The following is a 15133-nucleotide window of genomic DNA, read 5'->3' on the forward strand; positions in this document are numbered from 1 at the left end:
CGATCCACCACGCCAGGGCGTAACCAAAGGCACCCATGAGGAGCGACTGCTGAAGGATGAGTCCGGCAATGACTCGGTTGCGCGCGCCGATGAGCTTCAGCAGCGCGATGTCGCGGATCTTGTCGAGGGTCAGGGTGTAAATGATGAGCGCGATGATGATTGTGGAGATGATGATGAGCAGCACGCGAAAGAGGCCGAGCTGGCGCTTCGCCTTGTCCACCATGCCGGAGAGCAGCAGGTCCTTTTGCTCCTGCGTGGAATACACCGTGATGTCCGGCCAGTTGCCCAGCGTGGCGAGCACAGCGGCGGCATCCGCGCCAGGATGCAGGCTGACGAGCACGGCGCTGACCTGCGGCTTCGACAGCGCGGGAATGCTGCTCGATGGCCCGGCCGCACGGTCGAGCAGCAGCGGTTGCAGTCGACCGATCTCGATGTTTTCCAATCGCGCACGACGCGCCGCTCGCTCCAGGCGCACGGCCTCGCCGGGCACATCGAATTGAATCGCCAGCGCATCGCTCACGGTGAAAAACGCCAGTCCATCGCCGCTGGAGCCGACCATGCCTTTCGTGTGTCCCACGACTTCATACGAGTCTTTGCCCAGAGTGATTTTTTCGCCCAGTGGCAGCCGCAGCGACACATCGGCGATCATTTCATAATGCGCCTGCCGCAGCGTGCGCCCCGCCACGAGCGGAATCCACTCGCCACGATCATCCGGACACGAAAGCCCCTGCACCACCATGCGCAGCGGCCTGCCGCGATGCACGCGCTGGATGGTGTGCGACACGAAACGCCGCGCTCTCGCCACGCCCGGCACCGCGTGCACACGGTCCTCCAAGCTGGCTGAAATCCGCGAGATCTCCGCAAACGGCCCGCGCGTGCTGCCCTGCACGACCCACAGATCCGCGCCCACGCGATCCACCAGCAGCGTGGCCTCATGAATGAGTCCGCGATAGATGCCGCCCATGCCCATCACGATCATGAGCAGCAGACCGATGCCCACCGTGGTGAACACAAAACGGCCTGCGTTGTGCCGGATGTCGCGGACGGCGAGGTTCATGGCCGTGCCTGCTCCGTTTGGATGTAAACCTCCGCGCGCTGACCGATGGTCCAGTTCTTCGGCAGCTCGTTCACGCGCACATCGACGAGGAACTCGCGTGTCTCACGATCCGTCTCGCGCCCAATGCGCGACACCACGCCTGGATAGTTCTTGTCGCTCTCCGAGCGGAAAACGATGCGCGCCATTTGTCCCGCCGCGACTTTGGAGATGGCCGTTTCATCGACCCACGCGCTCACCCAGATCTCATCCAGCGAGATGATCTCCATCAGCGCTCCGCCCGGCACCAGCATGTCGCCGGGATCGCGATCTCGCCGGATGATGAGCCCGTCGTAAGGCGCGTGAATCTGAGTGAAAGCCATCTCCTCCTTGCGATACAGCAACGTCTTCTCCGCCACCAGCACCTGGCCCTGCGCCTCTGCGATAGCCGCGTTTGATCGCTTCAGATCCGCCTCCGCCACATGCAGCGCCTCGACCGCTTTGTCCGTGTCCGTCTGCGAAACAGCGTTGGAGGCCAGCAGGCCCATCAAACGCTTATGATCCAGACGCGCCTGCGCCAGCACCGCTTCCGAGCGGGCCAAGTCCGCGCTCACACGTTCCGCCGTTTACCGCGCCGCCGCCAGCGTCGCCTCCGCGATGGCCACCTGCTGCTTGATCTCCGCATCATCCAGCCGTGCGAGCAGTTGCCCTGCCTTCACCTTGTCGCCCTGATCCACCAGCACCTCCGCCAGCCGCTCCTGAATGCGGGCGCTCACCGTCGTCTTCACCCGCGCCTCCAACGTGCCCGTGCCCATGACTTCGTCGGCGTTGGTGTTTTGAGCCACGTTCGCCACGATGACCTCGGCAGGTTTAACGTTGAGTTTATAAACCGCGAAGCCCGCGATCCCCGCCACGATGAGCCATGGCAGGATGCGGCGAAGGAAGGTGTGTTTCATTTGAGTGGGATGAGTGCAGGAAAGAAACGGGGTGTGCGGGCAGCATACTCGGAATAGCCGCTGAATTTTTGAGCGAGCAGCCGTTCTTCATGCGCTGCTTTGGCGTGGAAGAAGGCCCAGAGCAGTCCGAACAGCACGAAATGCAGGCCGCTCGCCGCCGAGATCGCCATGCCAAAGGCCCAGACGAGAAGCCCGCTGTAAACCGGATGCCTGACGCGGCGATACAAGCCGCTCGTGAGCAACGCGGCTCCCGCGCGTGGTGAAGGCATCGGCGTGAGCGAGCGCCCCGCCTGCAATTGCCAGGTCGCTACGCCCGACAGCACCAGTCCGGCGAAGCCAACCAGCAGCCCCAGCGGGCGCATCGACACGAGAAACGGCAGAAGCACGAAAGCGGGCATGAACAACAGCGCCGCCAGCAGAACCAACTGCACGGTCACCCATGACAGATCTTTGAGCGTGGTTGATTTCATGAGCGTCGATCTACTTCCGGCGGAACTTCACGAAGTAGTTCTCCTTCAGCAGATCCTTCACTTCATCCACCTTCACAAAGCCAGCGGCGATGACTTCGGCCTCGAAGACATCCTGTCCTGCGCGGACGTGGCCCATGATGAAGTCGCTCGATTCGCCGGGGATGCGTTTGAAGTCGATCAGCACAAGTTCGCCACCCGGTTTGAGCGCCTTGTGCAACGTGGCGAGGCTGGCGCTTGGAAACTCGAAGTGGTGATACACGTCACAGATGAAAGCGAGGTCGATGCTGGCCTCCGGTAGCTCCACGCTGCGTTCGGTGCAGAGAATTGTCTGCACATTCGATGCACTCGCTTTGGAGGCGCGGGCCTTGATGTGCTCCAGGAAATTCTTCGCGATCTCGACCGCATAGACCTTGCCCTTTTCGCCGACGGCCCGCGCAAAGCGCAGTGTGAAGAGCCCCGTGCCCGCACCGATGTCCGCCATGACCATGCCCGGCTTCAAACCGGCCGCGGCGACGATTTTCTCCCGCTGGTGGAAGATCTCGCGGCTCTCGGTTTCAAACTTCTTCGTCCACTCCTCGACGTTGAGCTTCGGATCGAGGAACTTGTCATTGATGCCCGGCTTGACGCTGGCGTCTTGAGCGAAAGCGAGACTGGCAAGGAGACAGAGGAGGGTAGCGGCACGTTTCATGGGTTGGGAAGAAGCTTACTCAAACTTGATGTAGGCGAAGCCTTGCAGTTGCAGGTCAATCAATCGGGGGAAGGCACCGACGACGAGTTTCACGCCAGCCATCAGCTCGACGGGCTTCACGCCTTTTTGCTGCATGGTGTTTTCGCACAGCTCTACCTGCACGCCGCGCTTGATGAGTTCGGCGAGGATCTCGCCATTCGGATTCGCCGCCTCGGCACCGAGTCGCTTCCGCGTCTGGTCATTTACCACAGCTGCGATGCCGGTGCCGTGATAGACGAGGTGGAGATGCACCTGATCGGCGGCAATACCGTGCTTCTGGTAGGTGTTGATGAGCTTGCGGGCGTAAAACAATCCTTTGTTCACGCCTTCATGTTGAGCATCTTCGGTCACTTGATAGACGATGCGCAGGTTCTCCCGCACCTGAATCGGAATGACCTCCGGCTCGGCGGCGAATACGGTCATGCAAAAAGCTAGAAGAGATGCGAGGAGGAGTTTCATGGTTGGGTGTCCGGTTTCCACGACATGTAGCCGCGGTGGATGTGCTGTATGTTTTTGAAGCCGAGCTCCTTGAGCTTCGCGACGGCTTTGCGACTGCGAAAACCTCCGGCGCAATAGACGAGCACTGGCTTAGCTTTGTCGAGTGAGCCGACCTTCGAATCAAAGGCGTCATCGCCGATAGAAATGTTCACGGCCTTGGGCAAAGCGCCGTCGTCAAACTCACCTTTCGAGCGCACATCGAGCACCTGTGTTTCGGGATGCTCTCGCAGCCAAGCATTCGCTTGATCGGCGTTCAGATTTTCGCACACGCAGCCCGGCGCGGCTTTGAAGAGGCCGCGATCCCAGCCGCCTTCATACCAATACCAGAGGCCGACGACAGCGGCGATGATGACGATGGTCCAGAGCATGATTTTGGAGTTCACTTCGCCGCTTCGATGATGGCGATGGTGTCTTTCTCGACCTGTTCGGCGATGGTTTTCAGCTCGGGCGACTCGGACAGTGAAGCGAGCAGCGCCGAAGGGCGCACCATACCGATCAAGGTCTTGCCGCCATCTTGGTAAACGGAGATGCGACAAGGCAGCGCGATGTTCATGCCCATGTCAGCGGTGAGCACGGCGGCGGCTTGCTTGGGATTGCAGACTTCGAGGATGTGGCAGGCGTTTGGTAGGTCGAAGCCTTTGCTCGCGAGGGTTTGTTTGAGGTCGTAAGTGTGCAACACGCCGTAGCCGTGCTGTTTGACGGAGGCTTCGAGATCGGTCACGGCCTGGGCCGGAGTTTTACTGGTTTCAGCGATGTAGCGTGGGTTCATAATGGAGTTGGGTTTAACGATGCGAACTGAAAGCAAACAGCAGCCCCATCACGCCGCCGTAGATGGCACCGCGCCACCACGTCGAGGTGAGTGGGCAGGTGCCGGAGCTGCATTGGCCGAAGTAGCCCATCGCCGAGCCGAGGACGGCTCCGATCGCGATGGGAATGAGGTAGCGTGTCATGGCATTAGCAGCATTTCCCGCCACCGCAGCAGCCGCCGTCTTTGTCGTTGCCGCCTTTGCCGCAGGTGCTGATGCCGAGTGGGGCATACAGTGGGCAGAAGCGGATGATGGCGGTGAGCAGTGGCACGGCACCGAAGGCCCCGAGCCAGGAGTGATTGACGATGCCGTAGGCGATGAGGCCGAGGCCGAGGAGGATGCGCAGGGCGCGGTCGATGGTTCCGATGTTGGGTTTCATATGGATTTGGGTTCGGGGTGAGAATGTTTGTTCGCCATGAAGTAGAGCACCGGCACGGCCATGCGGCTGATGAGCAGGCTGGCGATCTCTCCGGCCATCAAAGCGATGGCGAGGCCTTGGAAGATGGGATCGGCGAGGATGACGGCGGCTCCGACGACGACGGCCATGGCGGTGAGGAGCATGGGACGGAAGCGCACGGCTCCGGCGTCTATGACGGCCTCGCTCAGCGGCATGCCTTCACGCACGCGTAGCTCGATGAAATCGACGAGGATGATGCTGTTTCGCACCACGATGCCGCCGCCGGCCATGAAGCCGATCATGCTGGTGGCGGAGAAAAAGGCGTCCATCAATCCATGCGCGGGCAGGATGCCGACGAGCGAGAACGGAATGGCAATCATGACGATGGCGGGCGTCAGGAAGCTGCGGAACCAGCCGACCATGAGGACGTAAATCAGGATGATGCACGCACCGAAGGCCGCGCCGAGGTCGCGGAAGACTTCGATGGTGATGTGCCATTCGCCGTCCCATTTCATGGCAGGTTCGGCATCGCTGAAGGGCATGGAGGCGTTGAGGATTTGCAGTTCCGCGCCGCTCCCACCGAACTCGCGTGTGTCGAGCTTCTTGAGCGCCTCGTTCATTTGAAAAATGGCATACACGGGGCTTTCGACGATGCCGGCGACATCGCCGATGACGTAAGTCACGGGCATGAGGTTCTTGTGATAGAGGCTCTTTTCGACGGTGACGTGCTCGACTTTCACCAACTCACGCAACGGCACGAGTGGCGAGCCGCTGGCGCCGGGTTCGGGCAGCGCGTTGGCATCGCCGGAGCGCACGCGGAGCGCTAAAAGCTCCTCGGGCGTGGTTTTGGCACTGCGGGGCAGTTCGAGGCGGATGTTGACGTCTTCCTTCTCGGCGGGCTGATGCAGCAAATCGACGTTTTCGCCATCGACGGCGATTTTGAGCGTCTGCGAGATCGTGGCGGCGCTGATGCCGTGCAACGCGGCTTTTTCTTTGTCGATGATGAAGCGGGCTTTTTGCTGATCGGCCTCGATATACCAATCGACATCCACCACGCCGGGCGTGGCCTTGAAGATGGTCTTCACGGCTTCGGCGAGCTTCTGTCGTGCTTCTTCGTTAGGCCCATAAATCTCGGCGACGAGCGTTTGCAGCACCGGCGGACCAGGCGGCACTTCCGCGATGGCGACGCGGCCTTTGTAGCGATCCGCGATGGCCGTGACGGCAGGACGGATGCGTTTGGCGATGTCGTGGCTCTGCGCTTGGCGCTCGTGCTTGCCGACGAGGTTCACCTGGATGTCGGCGACGTTCGCACCGCGACGCATGAAGTAGTGACGCACGAGTCCGTTGAAGTTGTAGGGCGAGGCGACACCGGCATAGACCTGGTAATCGGTGACCTCAGGCTCTGTGCGGATCGCAGCGGCCATTTCGCGAGCGACGGCGGCGGTTTGCTCCAGCGACGAGCCTTCCGGCATGTTCAGGATGACTTGGAATTCGCTCTTGTTGTCGAAGGGCAGCATTTTCACCTTCACCCAGCCGAGTCCAACGGTCGCCATGCTCGCGAGCAACAGCACGGTGATGCCGATGAGGAACGTCCAGCGCCAGCCGGTGTGATGCAGCAGCGGCCCCATCATGCGGCGGTAGAGTTTCGTGAAGAAATCCTCGGGATGCTCGCTGGCGTCGTGATGTTCGAGGTCTTTGGCCGATAGCGTGCCGTCGGTGAGTGTCGAATACTTCTTCCCCCAACGCAGAATGCGAATCGAAGCCCATGGCGTCACGATGAACGCGATCAGCAGCGACCAAAACATCGCCGCGCTGGCTCCAATCGGAATCGGGCGCATGTAAGGCCCCATGAGGCCGCCGACGAAGGCCATCGGCAGCACGGCGGCGATCACGGCGAAGGTGGCGAGGATGGTGGGATTGCCCACCTCACCCACGGCTTCGACAGCGATGGCAGACCAGTTGCGGCCTTTGTTTTGCGGCAGATGAAAATGCCGAACAATGTTTTCGACCACGACGATGGCATCATCGACGAGGATGCCGATGCTGAAGATGAGCGCGAATAGCGTGATGCGATTCAGCGTGAAGCCGTAGAGATAAAAAACGAGCAGCGTGAGCGCCAGCGTGGCCGGAATGGCCACGGCGACGATACCGCTTTCTCGCCAGCCGAGCGTGAACCAGATAAGGATCGCCACGCTGAACACGGCGATGCCCATGTGCAGCAGCAGCTCGTTGGATTTTTCCGCCGCGGTCTCGCCGTAGTTGCGCGTGATGCTGACGGTGACATCGGCGGGAATGACGCTGCCTTTGAGCAGATCGACTTTGCGCAGCACTTCATCGGCCACGCTGATCGCGTTCGCACCGGGGCGTTTGGCAATGCTGAGCGTCACGGCGGGCTCTTCGGAATGTGGTGCAGGCGTCCCGCCTGCTTCTTTCGCAGCCGGGACGGCTGCACCACTCTTTCCGAAGCCGTGAAACACATACTGCGTCGGTTCTTCGCCGGTGTCGGCGATTTCGGCGACTTCGCGGAGATAAACGGGACGACCGCTGAACACTCCGATGACGACATCGCCGACTTCGTGAGCCGTTTTCAAAAAGCCGCCGGTTTCGACGAGCACTTCGTTGTTGCCGGTGGTCAGGCCGCCAGCGCGGAATTGCCGGTTCGCCTGCTGGATCATCGGCACGAGGCCTGCGGGGCTGAGATTACGACTGGCGAGCTTCACGGGATCGAGCAACACACGCACGGTGCGCCGCGTACCTCCGATCAGTGTTGTCTCGGCCACGAGCGGCACTTGTTTGATCTCTTCGTCGATCTGCGCGGCCAAACGGCGCAGCGTGAGGTGATCGTAGCGGGCGCTGTGCAAGGTGAGCGCGAGGATCGGCACGTCGTCGATGCTCTTGAGCTTGATGAGCGGTGCGCTGACACCCATCGGGATGCGGTCGTAGTTCGAGCGCAGCTTCTCCGTGAGCCTTACGAGGCTGACATCGGGATCTTCGCCCACTTTGAAGCGCACGATAACGAGGCTCTCGCTGTCGCGTGAGGTGCTGTAGATGTATTCCACGCCGGGCAGCTCCCAGAGCAGCTTTTCCATCGGTCGCGTGGCGCGTTCCTCGATCTCCTTCGCGGTGGAGCCGGGCATGGAAACCATCACATCGACCATCGGCACCTTGATCTGTGGCTCTTCTTCACGTGGCAGCAAAACAATCGCCGCCGCGCCGAGCAAAACGGACGCGATGACGACAAGTGGCGTCAGCTTCGAGTCGATGAACGCCGCCGCGATGCGGCCTGCGATGCCGAGTTGAGGGTTGGATGGCTCGCTCATGGCTGGATCGTCACAGGTTGGCCGTCAGTGAGTTTCGCGCTTTCGCTCACGATGATCTGTTCACCTTCTTCGAGGCCGGAAAGCAGCTCGATTCGATCTTCGAGCACTTTGCCGGTCTTCACGAGTCGCAGCGCGGCTTGGCCATCTTTGGCGACGAACACGAGTTCCATCTGTCCACGCTTCAAAACGGCACTTTGCGGCACGAGGAGCAGTTTCACCTCGGCCACGGGCACGGAAACGCGTCCGAACTGGCCTGTGCGCAGGCCCTGCGTTGGCGGGAGGTCGAGCTTCACATTGAAGGTGCGGCTCACGGGATCGGCCACAGGCGAAATTTCGCTCACGGTGCCTTCGATGACCTTCGCGAGACGCACGGACATCTTTTCGCCGAGCTTTACGCGATCGAGGATGGCCTCGGGGAGGTCGGCTTCAAAGCGCAGCGAGGTGGGCGCTTCGATTTCAAGCAGCGGCTTGCCCGGCATGGCGAGATCGCCCACATCGGCGAGCTTGCGAGTGACGACGCCATCGAAGGGCGCGGTGACTTTGGCGTAGCTCATCATCGTTTCCGCTTCGCTGACAGCTCCGGTGCCGATTTTCACGCGAGCCTCGGTGGCATCGAACTCCTGCCGCGTGGTCGCATTGCTGGCGATGAGCTGCTTTTGGCGATCAAAGTCGCGCTTCGCCTGATCGAGCATCGCGCGGGCCTGATCGACCTTTGCCTGAATCTCCTGCACATCGAGCCGGGCGAGCAAATCGCCTGCTTTCACCATCGCACCCGGCGTGGCGGTGTATTCGAGCACGCGACCACTCTCCTTCGCCTCGACGACGGCACGTTGTTTCGACCGCACCGTGCCCACGACCTCCTCCACCGCCACATGCGGCTCCAGTTTAGCCAACTGAACCTTCACGGTGAGGTTCGGTAGCACAGGAGCCGCCGTGGGTGTTGCTTCATGTATGCCGCAAGCGTCGAGCAAAAGCACGGAGAGGAGGAGTGAGAAAGTTTTCATGACGTGTGTTCTTGAGGTCTCAATTCTTTGAACAACAGGACACTCCAACGCCGAGTTTTTTCAGAAGGATCTCTGCCGGGCAAAAACCAGTGAAGGCTGATTGGAGTAGATTCACTCCGACGAAGACCGTGAGCCAAATCCAGTTTGGATTCACATATTGGCTGAGTGCCAGACTGATCAGGATCATGGTGCCTGCGAGGGCTCGGATGATGTTTTCGAGTTTCATAGTAGTGCCGTAGGATTCGTGATTGACGGGCAAGAGTTCTGAAGGATAATCAAACTCAACTGTATGAGTTGATACGCATATAGTCGATGCTTGCAAACCCTTTTTGCCGACATGCCTGCGCGCACAAAAAAATCACTCCCTCCTGTCTCCGACGAAGCGCTCGCGCTGATCGCTTCCTGGTTCCGCACGCTGGCCGAACCCAGCCGCCTGAAGATCCTGCGCGCCTTGGAAGAAGGTGAAAAAAACATCACCGAACTCGTCGCTGCCACTGGTCTGACACAGGCGAACGTCTCACGCCATGTTCAGTCGCTCGTCGATGCTGGTATGGCGGGTCGCCGCAAGGAAGGCCTCTCCGTGATCTGTTTCATCGCCGATCCCAGCATCACCGATCTGTGCGACAACGTCTGCAACAATCTCCTGAAGCGCCTTTCCCATCAGGTGAAGAAGCTGGGCGGTTCTTGATCTTGGTGCCGGTAAATTTGGACTCGGACAAAGAGGCTCGGTTACTTTCGAATCGAGCATAAAAGTAGCGCCTTCAAGCCGTGACATGGCTTGACCATCAAGGGCGAAACCGCTAGCCTACGCGCCCTAACCAAATCCTCACCCCCTTACTATGGAAACCGTCAGACTCGGCATCGTTGGCCTCGGAAACATGGGCAAAGCCCATCTCGCAAACATTCGCGCCGGTAAGGTGCCCGGACTCAAAGTCACCTGCCTCTGCGAGAGTCACGGCACCATTCCTCCGCTTCAGGAAGGTGAGCACGCTTTCACTGATGTCAGCGCTATGATCAAGTCCGGCCATATCGACGCCATCCTGATCTGCACCCCCCATTTCAGCCACACCACCATCGGAATCGAGGCGCTGCAAAACGGTCTCCACGTGCTGGTCGAAAAACCCATCTCCGTCCACAAGGCCGACTGCGAGCGCCTCATTGCCGCGCACACGGACAAAACCAAGATCTTCGCCGCCATGTTCAACATGCGCACGAACGCCTGCTTCAAGAAAGTGAAGGACCTCATCGACAGCGGCGAACTCGGCGCGATCCGCCGCGTGCATTGGGAAGTCACCAACTGGTTCCGCACCAACTACTACTACGCCACCGGCGGCTGGCGCGGCACCTGGAAGGGCGAGGGCGGTGGCGTACTCATGAACCAGTGCCCGCACAATCTCGACCTCTTCCAGTGGATGTTCGGCATGCCGCAAAAGGTCCGCGGTTTCTGCCAATTCGGCCGCTTCCATGAAATCGAAGTCGAAGACGATGTCACCGCCGTGCTGCAATACGACAACGGCACCACCGCCACCTTCGTCACCTCCACCGGCGAGGCCCCAGGCGTGAACAAGCTCGAAATCACCGGCGAGCAGGGGCGTGTCACCGTCACCGACGGCAGCAAAATCCACTTCCAGCGCAACCGCCAGCCGATGAGCAAATTCTGCATGGAGGCCGAAGCTGCCTTCGCCATGCCGGAATCCTGGCACATGGACATCCCTGTTTCGGACAGCGGCGGGCAGCATGTGGAGATCCTGCAAAACTTCACCAACGCCATCCTCAAAGGTGAAAAGCTGCTCTCCCCCGCCGAGCAGGGCATCTTCAGCGTCGAGCTGGCGAACGCCATCCTCCTCAGCACCTGGCAGGACAAAGCCATCGAACTCCCGATGAGCAGCGCCGACTACGAGCGCATCCTCATCGAGAAAGGCGAAAAGAGTACCTTCCAAAAAACCAAGGTCGTCGCCAAAGCCAGCGCCGATGACTTCGCGAAGAGCTTCAGATAAGACCATTTTGAACCGCTAATAGGACGCTAATTAAACGCTAATGACAGAAACCCAGATTCTGACTTCTTCTTATTAGCGTCTCATCAGCGTCAAATTAGCGGTTCAAAACTTCCCCTTCCCCGCCCCGATGCGCCACAAAGCCATCGGGGCTTCTTCTGACGAATTGTAATGAACCAAAAGCGCTCGAAAAACTTTCTCGAATGGAGCCATGGCCTCTTGATGATGTCCGCTCTTTTGTGGGTCTTATCTGGCATCGGATGGCTGCTTGTTGATCTGATTCCTTTAATCGGCGGCATCTGCGTATTCGCAGCTCTTTTCTCTCTAGTTGCATGTCCTTTAGCTTTGCTCACCGGGATACTTGCTGTGATTTTCGATGTCAGAAGCCGAATGGCTTGGTTTACAGTGGGTCTCGTTCTGCTCACAACAGCAGCATCTTTGACCATCTGCGCCTTCGTTTTCCGTGGTTTGGGCGCTGGCGTCGCCTAACTTCGTTCCACATGGAACATTCCCACCCTCTGTGCTAAACCTCTCTCCCTTTCTCCAAGTCTCCCATTTCCATGTCTTCCAGCCTCTACACCTTCCCCAAACACTACGATGTCATCGTCTGCGGCGCTGGCCATGCGGGCGTGGAGGCGGCGATGGCTGCGGCTCGACTCGGCTGCCAGACCGCCATCCTCACCCAGAACCTCGACACCATCTCGCAGATGTCCTGCAACCCGGCCATCGGGGGACTCGCGAAGGGTCATGTGGTTCGTGAGATCGACGCTCTGGGCGGGGTGATGGGCCTGAACACGGACGCCACGGGCATCCAGTTCCGAATGCTCAATGCCAAAAAAGGCCCCAGCGTCCAGGCTCCGCGGGCGCAGTGCGACAAGAAAGCCTACCAGTTCCGCATGAAGTGGCTGATCGAGAACCAGCCGAACCTCGACATGCACCAGGGGAACGCCGCCGAGATCTTGGTCGAAAACGATGTGGTCACCGGCATCCGCACCAGCCTCGGGATGATCTACCGGGCCAAATCCGTGATCATTTCCTCCGGCACTTTCATGCGCGGACTCCTCCATGTCGGCCTCCAGAACCAAGCTGGAGGTCGCATGGGCGACAGTATTTCCACCCTGTCCGACAGCCTGAAGCAGCTCGGATTCGAGATCAAACGCTTCAAAACCGGCACCCCCTGCCGCATCAACAGTCGCAGCATCGATTTCTCCAAGTGCGAAATCCAGCCCGGCGATACCCCTGCCCCGCCCTTCTCCTACCTCTCGGGCATCGTCCCAGAGGACCCAGAAGGCAACACCGACACCGGCCCACCCCAGTTTACCCTGAACTCCTGGCAGCCAGATAAGTTCCACGTGGAACAAATCCCCTGCTGGATCACCTACACGAACCCCCAGACGCACGACATTATCCGGGCAAATCTGGACAAGTCCCCCATGTATTGTGGACGGATCGAGGGCGTTGGCCCCCGCTATTGTCCCTCCATTGAGGACAAAGTGGTGCGCTTTGCGGAGAAGGAACGGCACCAGGTTTTCCTGGAACCGGAGGGTCGCCACACCCGCGAGTTCTACATCAACGGCGTCTCCACTTCCCTGCCCTACGAGGTCCAGCACGACTTCATCCGCAGCATCACCGGCTTGGAGAAGGCCGAGATCATCCGCCCTGGCTACGCGGTGGAGTATGATTACTGCCCACCCACCCAGCTCTACCCGACCCTGGAGACGAAGCGCGTCTCCGGTCTCTACTTCGCCGGGCAGATCAATGGCACCTCAGGCTACGAGGAAGCCGCCGGTCAGGGCCTGCTCGCCGGGGCCAATGCCGCCCTGAAAGTGCAGGGCAAACCACCCTTCGTCCTCAGCCGCAGCGAGGCCTATCTCGGCGTGCTCATCGACGACCTCGTCACCAAGGGCGTCACCGAGCCCTACCGCCTCTTTACCTCCCGCGCCGAGTATCGCCTCCTCCTCCGGCAGGACAATTGCGACCTCCGTCTCACTCCCCGTGCTGCCGAAGTCGGCCTCACCTGCCCCACCCGCACCCGCCTCACCCAGGAGAAAACCGACCAGCTCGCCCAGGCCATCCAGTTCGCCCAAGTCACCAGCCATGAGGGCATGAAGCTGCATTCCTGGATTCGCCGCACCGAAAACGACCACACCAAACTCCCCGCCGACCTCCGCGCCGAGTTCCCCGATCCCGTCTGGCAGCAGCTCGATTACGAGCTGAAATACGAAGGCTACGTCCAGCGCCAGGAAGTCATGATCGGCAAAACCGCCCGCATGGAGAGCCACGCCATCCCCCCCGACTTCGATTACACCAAGGTCCACAGCCTGAAAAAGGAAGCCCAACTCCGCCTCACCGAGATCCGCCCCACCACCCTCGGCCAAGCCGCCCGCATCCAGGGGGTCACCCCGGCAGAGATTTCGTTGCTGGCGGTGATGTTGAGAAAGGGGGTTGAAAAGAATGACGAATGACCAAAACCGAATGACGAACCCAGAAACAAACCATCCGATGATGGGCTCGAACGCTCACTAAATAAAGGAAACGCCTTTCCTGTATTTAGTGAAATGCATACATTCAGAAAACCCCGTTCCTTTTCGAAAGCCAAGTCGCTAGCGCAACCTCGCCGAGTTTCAAAGACTAGGCGTCCTCCATGAATTCACCGGCAAGCACCGCAACCGGGTCTTCTATTTCAAAGACTACTCTTTACCTCCTGATACGGCGCATGGGAAAAGAAGCCCAACTCCGCCTCACCGAGATACTACCACCCCTCGGCCAAGCCGCCCGCATTCAAGGGGTGACAGCGGCGGAGATTTCGTTGCTGGCGGTGATGCTGAGGAAAGGCTAGTTAGTGGTTTGGAGTTCAACTTCCCACGACAATGTCAGTAAAAATACTCACGAACGATTTCAAAGCTCACCTCTTCAGTGAAATAAATAGGATGGAAGGAGCAATTAAAACCTTTAATTCTCTACTACGTGACCTGGAACGCATCCACCCATGGAACCGAGAGGCCAAATCGAGCGGAGAAAATGCTCGTGACGCATGCGAAAAAAATCTGGCGCTTTATCGCGGCTTTATCGCTGATCAAAACAAGTGGTCTGCATCATCTGAAATACCTCACGAACTTTGCCTTGTAAGCAGAGGCTCTATACTGCCCAGCCAAACAGGAACCGAACTTTTTGGTTTTAAAATCAAAGCCTCCAAGATTAAAGACGATCACTTCTATCTTTATAAGGGCATGCTATTTGAGGTGAGTGGACCCTATAATGGAGAAGAAGGAAATCTTCTCGTCCAAAATTACTTTGCTAAAAGGCGGGCGAAGGTAGAAAGCCTCCAAAGCGAAGGTGAACCACAACTCAATCGCCAAAGAACTGTCATTCCAGAATCAGTGCGACACGAAGTTTGGCGCCGAGACCAAGGTTGCTGTGTTGAGTGTGGCTCAAAGGAAAGATTGGAATATGACCATCTGATTCCGTTCTCAAAAGGCGGCTCAAACACTGCACGAAATCTTCGACTCCTGTGCGAAACATGTAATCGGCGAAAAAGCGCTTCGATCTGACTGCTTTCGTGTTTAGCGAGCTAGACACCCGCTCTCCTGCATAACAGCAGTGAAGAATTGTATGTTGGGAGGAGTTTGCCGCATTGAGAACATGTGCCTATCGGCAACGAAGAAAATGGAACAAGCATGCCATGCCGCTTCGTCTCAATACTAAGGCAAACAAATTTAGTGGTGTTCGAGATAGAATCATCGACACCACGTAGCTCTATTATTCCAGAATATTGAGAATAAGGAAGCCACGCCCTGTGCTTACCTGGAGACTCTTCCTCGAAATAGCCACTATCGCTGAAGAAGAACTCCTTTGGCCTCGCCTGGAAATCGCTAAGCCCAGTATCGAAGTATCGACTACCTGTTGGCTTCTGCGGCTGCGGGGTAGA

19 protein-coding genes are annotated in these 15133 nt (G+C 58.8%); 6 read left to right on the forward strand and 13 right to left on the reverse strand.

The window, feature by feature from the left end:
• From AC6FTP_RS21215 to AC6FTP_RS21275, 13 genes are all read right to left on the reverse strand, one after another.
• On the reverse strand, positions 1-1057 hold a 1057-nt coding region (locus AC6FTP_RS21215), incomplete at its 3' end, for an ABC transporter permease (protein ID WP_497208910.1).
• Entirely contained in the window at positions 1054-1647 is a 594-nt protein-coding gene (locus tag AC6FTP_RS21220; RefSeq protein WP_497208911.1) for an efflux RND transporter periplasmic adaptor subunit, read from the reverse strand. The genes AC6FTP_RS21220 and AC6FTP_RS21215, both read right to left, overlap by 4 nt.
• Positions 1648-1659: 12 nt before the next feature.
• Entirely contained in the window at positions 1660-1989 is a 330-nt protein-coding gene (locus AC6FTP_RS21225) for a hypothetical protein (RefSeq protein ID WP_497208912.1), read from the reverse strand.
• Complete coding sequence (locus tag AC6FTP_RS21230) at positions 1986-2459, reverse strand: methyltransferase family protein (protein WP_497208913.1); 474 nt, start codon at positions 2457-2459, stop codon at positions 1986-1988. Before AC6FTP_RS21230 ends, AC6FTP_RS21225 begins: the two co-directional genes overlap by 4 nt.
• A 10-nt stretch (positions 2460-2469) precedes the next feature.
• On the reverse strand, positions 2470-3147 hold the full coding sequence (locus AC6FTP_RS21235) for a class I SAM-dependent methyltransferase (RefSeq protein ID WP_497208914.1): 678 nt from the start codon (positions 3145-3147) through the stop codon (positions 2470-2472).
• 15 nt (positions 3148-3162) lie between these two features.
• Positions 3163-3645 carry a DsrE family protein gene (locus AC6FTP_RS21240; protein ID WP_497208915.1) on the reverse strand — a complete coding sequence of 161 codons (483 nt, stop codon included), beginning with the start codon at positions 3643-3645 and terminating at the stop codon, positions 3163-3165.
• Entirely contained in the window at positions 3642-4067 is a 426-nt protein-coding gene (locus tag AC6FTP_RS21245) for a rhodanese-like domain-containing protein (RefSeq protein WP_497208916.1), read from the reverse strand. The genes AC6FTP_RS21240 and AC6FTP_RS21245 overlap by 4 nt, the downstream gene beginning before the upstream one ends.
• Positions 4064-4453 carry a DUF302 domain-containing protein gene (locus tag AC6FTP_RS21250; RefSeq protein ID WP_497208917.1) on the reverse strand — a complete coding sequence of 130 codons (390 nt, stop codon included), beginning with the start codon at positions 4451-4453 and terminating at the stop codon, positions 4064-4066. The genes AC6FTP_RS21245 and AC6FTP_RS21250 overlap by 4 nt, the downstream gene beginning before the upstream one ends.
• A gap of 13 nt (positions 4454-4466) precedes the next feature.
• Entirely contained in the window at positions 4467-4634 is a 168-nt protein-coding gene (locus AC6FTP_RS21255) for a DUF6132 family protein (protein ID WP_497208918.1), read from the reverse strand.
• 4 nt (positions 4635-4638) lie between these two features.
• On the reverse strand, positions 4639-4869 hold the full coding sequence (locus AC6FTP_RS21260; RefSeq protein ID WP_497208919.1) for a YgaP family membrane protein: 231 nt from the start codon (positions 4867-4869) through the stop codon (positions 4639-4641).
• Positions 4866-8207 carry an efflux RND transporter permease subunit gene (locus AC6FTP_RS21265; RefSeq protein WP_497208920.1) on the reverse strand — a complete coding sequence of 1114 codons (3342 nt, stop codon included), beginning with the start codon at positions 8205-8207 and terminating at the stop codon, positions 4866-4868. The genes AC6FTP_RS21260 and AC6FTP_RS21265 overlap by 4 nt, the downstream gene beginning before the upstream one ends.
• Positions 8204-9211, reverse strand: a complete 1008-nt coding sequence (locus tag AC6FTP_RS21270) for an efflux RND transporter periplasmic adaptor subunit (protein WP_497208921.1) — start codon at positions 9209-9211, stop codon at positions 8204-8206. The genes AC6FTP_RS21265 and AC6FTP_RS21270 overlap by 4 nt, the downstream gene beginning before the upstream one ends.
• A 19-nt stretch (positions 9212-9230) precedes the next feature.
• The gene (locus AC6FTP_RS21275; RefSeq protein ID WP_497208922.1) at positions 9231-9437 is read right to left on the reverse strand and encodes a YgaP family membrane protein; all 207 of its coding nucleotides are present in this window, start codon (positions 9435-9437) and stop codon (positions 9231-9233) included.
• 111 nt (positions 9438-9548) lie between these two features.
• Between AC6FTP_RS21275 and AC6FTP_RS21280 the strand changes: the two genes are divergently transcribed.
• The 6 genes from AC6FTP_RS21280 (at position 9549) to AC6FTP_RS21305 (ending at position 14756) form a co-directional block, all read left to right on the forward strand.
• Positions 9549-9899: an ArsR/SmtB family transcription factor gene (locus AC6FTP_RS21280; RefSeq protein ID WP_497208923.1), complete on the forward strand. Its 351-nt coding sequence runs from the start codon at positions 9549-9551 to the stop codon at positions 9897-9899.
• 151 nt (positions 9900-10050) lie between these two features.
• Positions 10051-11208: a Gfo/Idh/MocA family protein gene (locus tag AC6FTP_RS21285; protein WP_497208924.1), complete on the forward strand. Its 1158-nt coding sequence runs from the start codon at positions 10051-10053 to the stop codon at positions 11206-11208.
• Positions 11209-11376: 168 nt separating this feature from the next.
• Positions 11377-11694, forward strand: a complete 318-nt coding sequence (locus AC6FTP_RS21290) for a hypothetical protein (protein ID WP_497208925.1) — start codon at positions 11377-11379, stop codon at positions 11692-11694.
• 71 nt (positions 11695-11765) lie between these two features.
• Entirely contained in the window at positions 11766-13670 is a 1905-nt protein-coding gene (locus AC6FTP_RS21295; protein ID WP_497208926.1) for a tRNA uridine-5-carboxymethylaminomethyl modification enzyme MnmG/GidA, read from the forward strand.
• A 251-nt stretch (positions 13671-13921) separates the two neighbouring features.
• Entirely contained in the window at positions 13922-14044 is a 123-nt protein-coding gene (locus AC6FTP_RS21300) for a hypothetical protein (protein WP_497208927.1), read from the forward strand.
• A gap of 31 nt (positions 14045-14075) precedes the next feature.
• Positions 14076-14756, forward strand: coding sequence for an HNH endonuclease (locus tag AC6FTP_RS21305; protein WP_497208928.1), 681 nt, complete (start codon positions 14076-14078; stop codon positions 14754-14756).
• Positions 14757-15133: the final 377 nt, after the last annotated feature.

The sequence above is a fragment of the Prosthecobacter sp. genome, from assembly GCF_044378005.1.
Classification (GTDB): Bacteria; Verrucomicrobiota; Verrucomicrobiia; order Verrucomicrobiales; family Verrucomicrobiaceae; genus Prosthecobacter.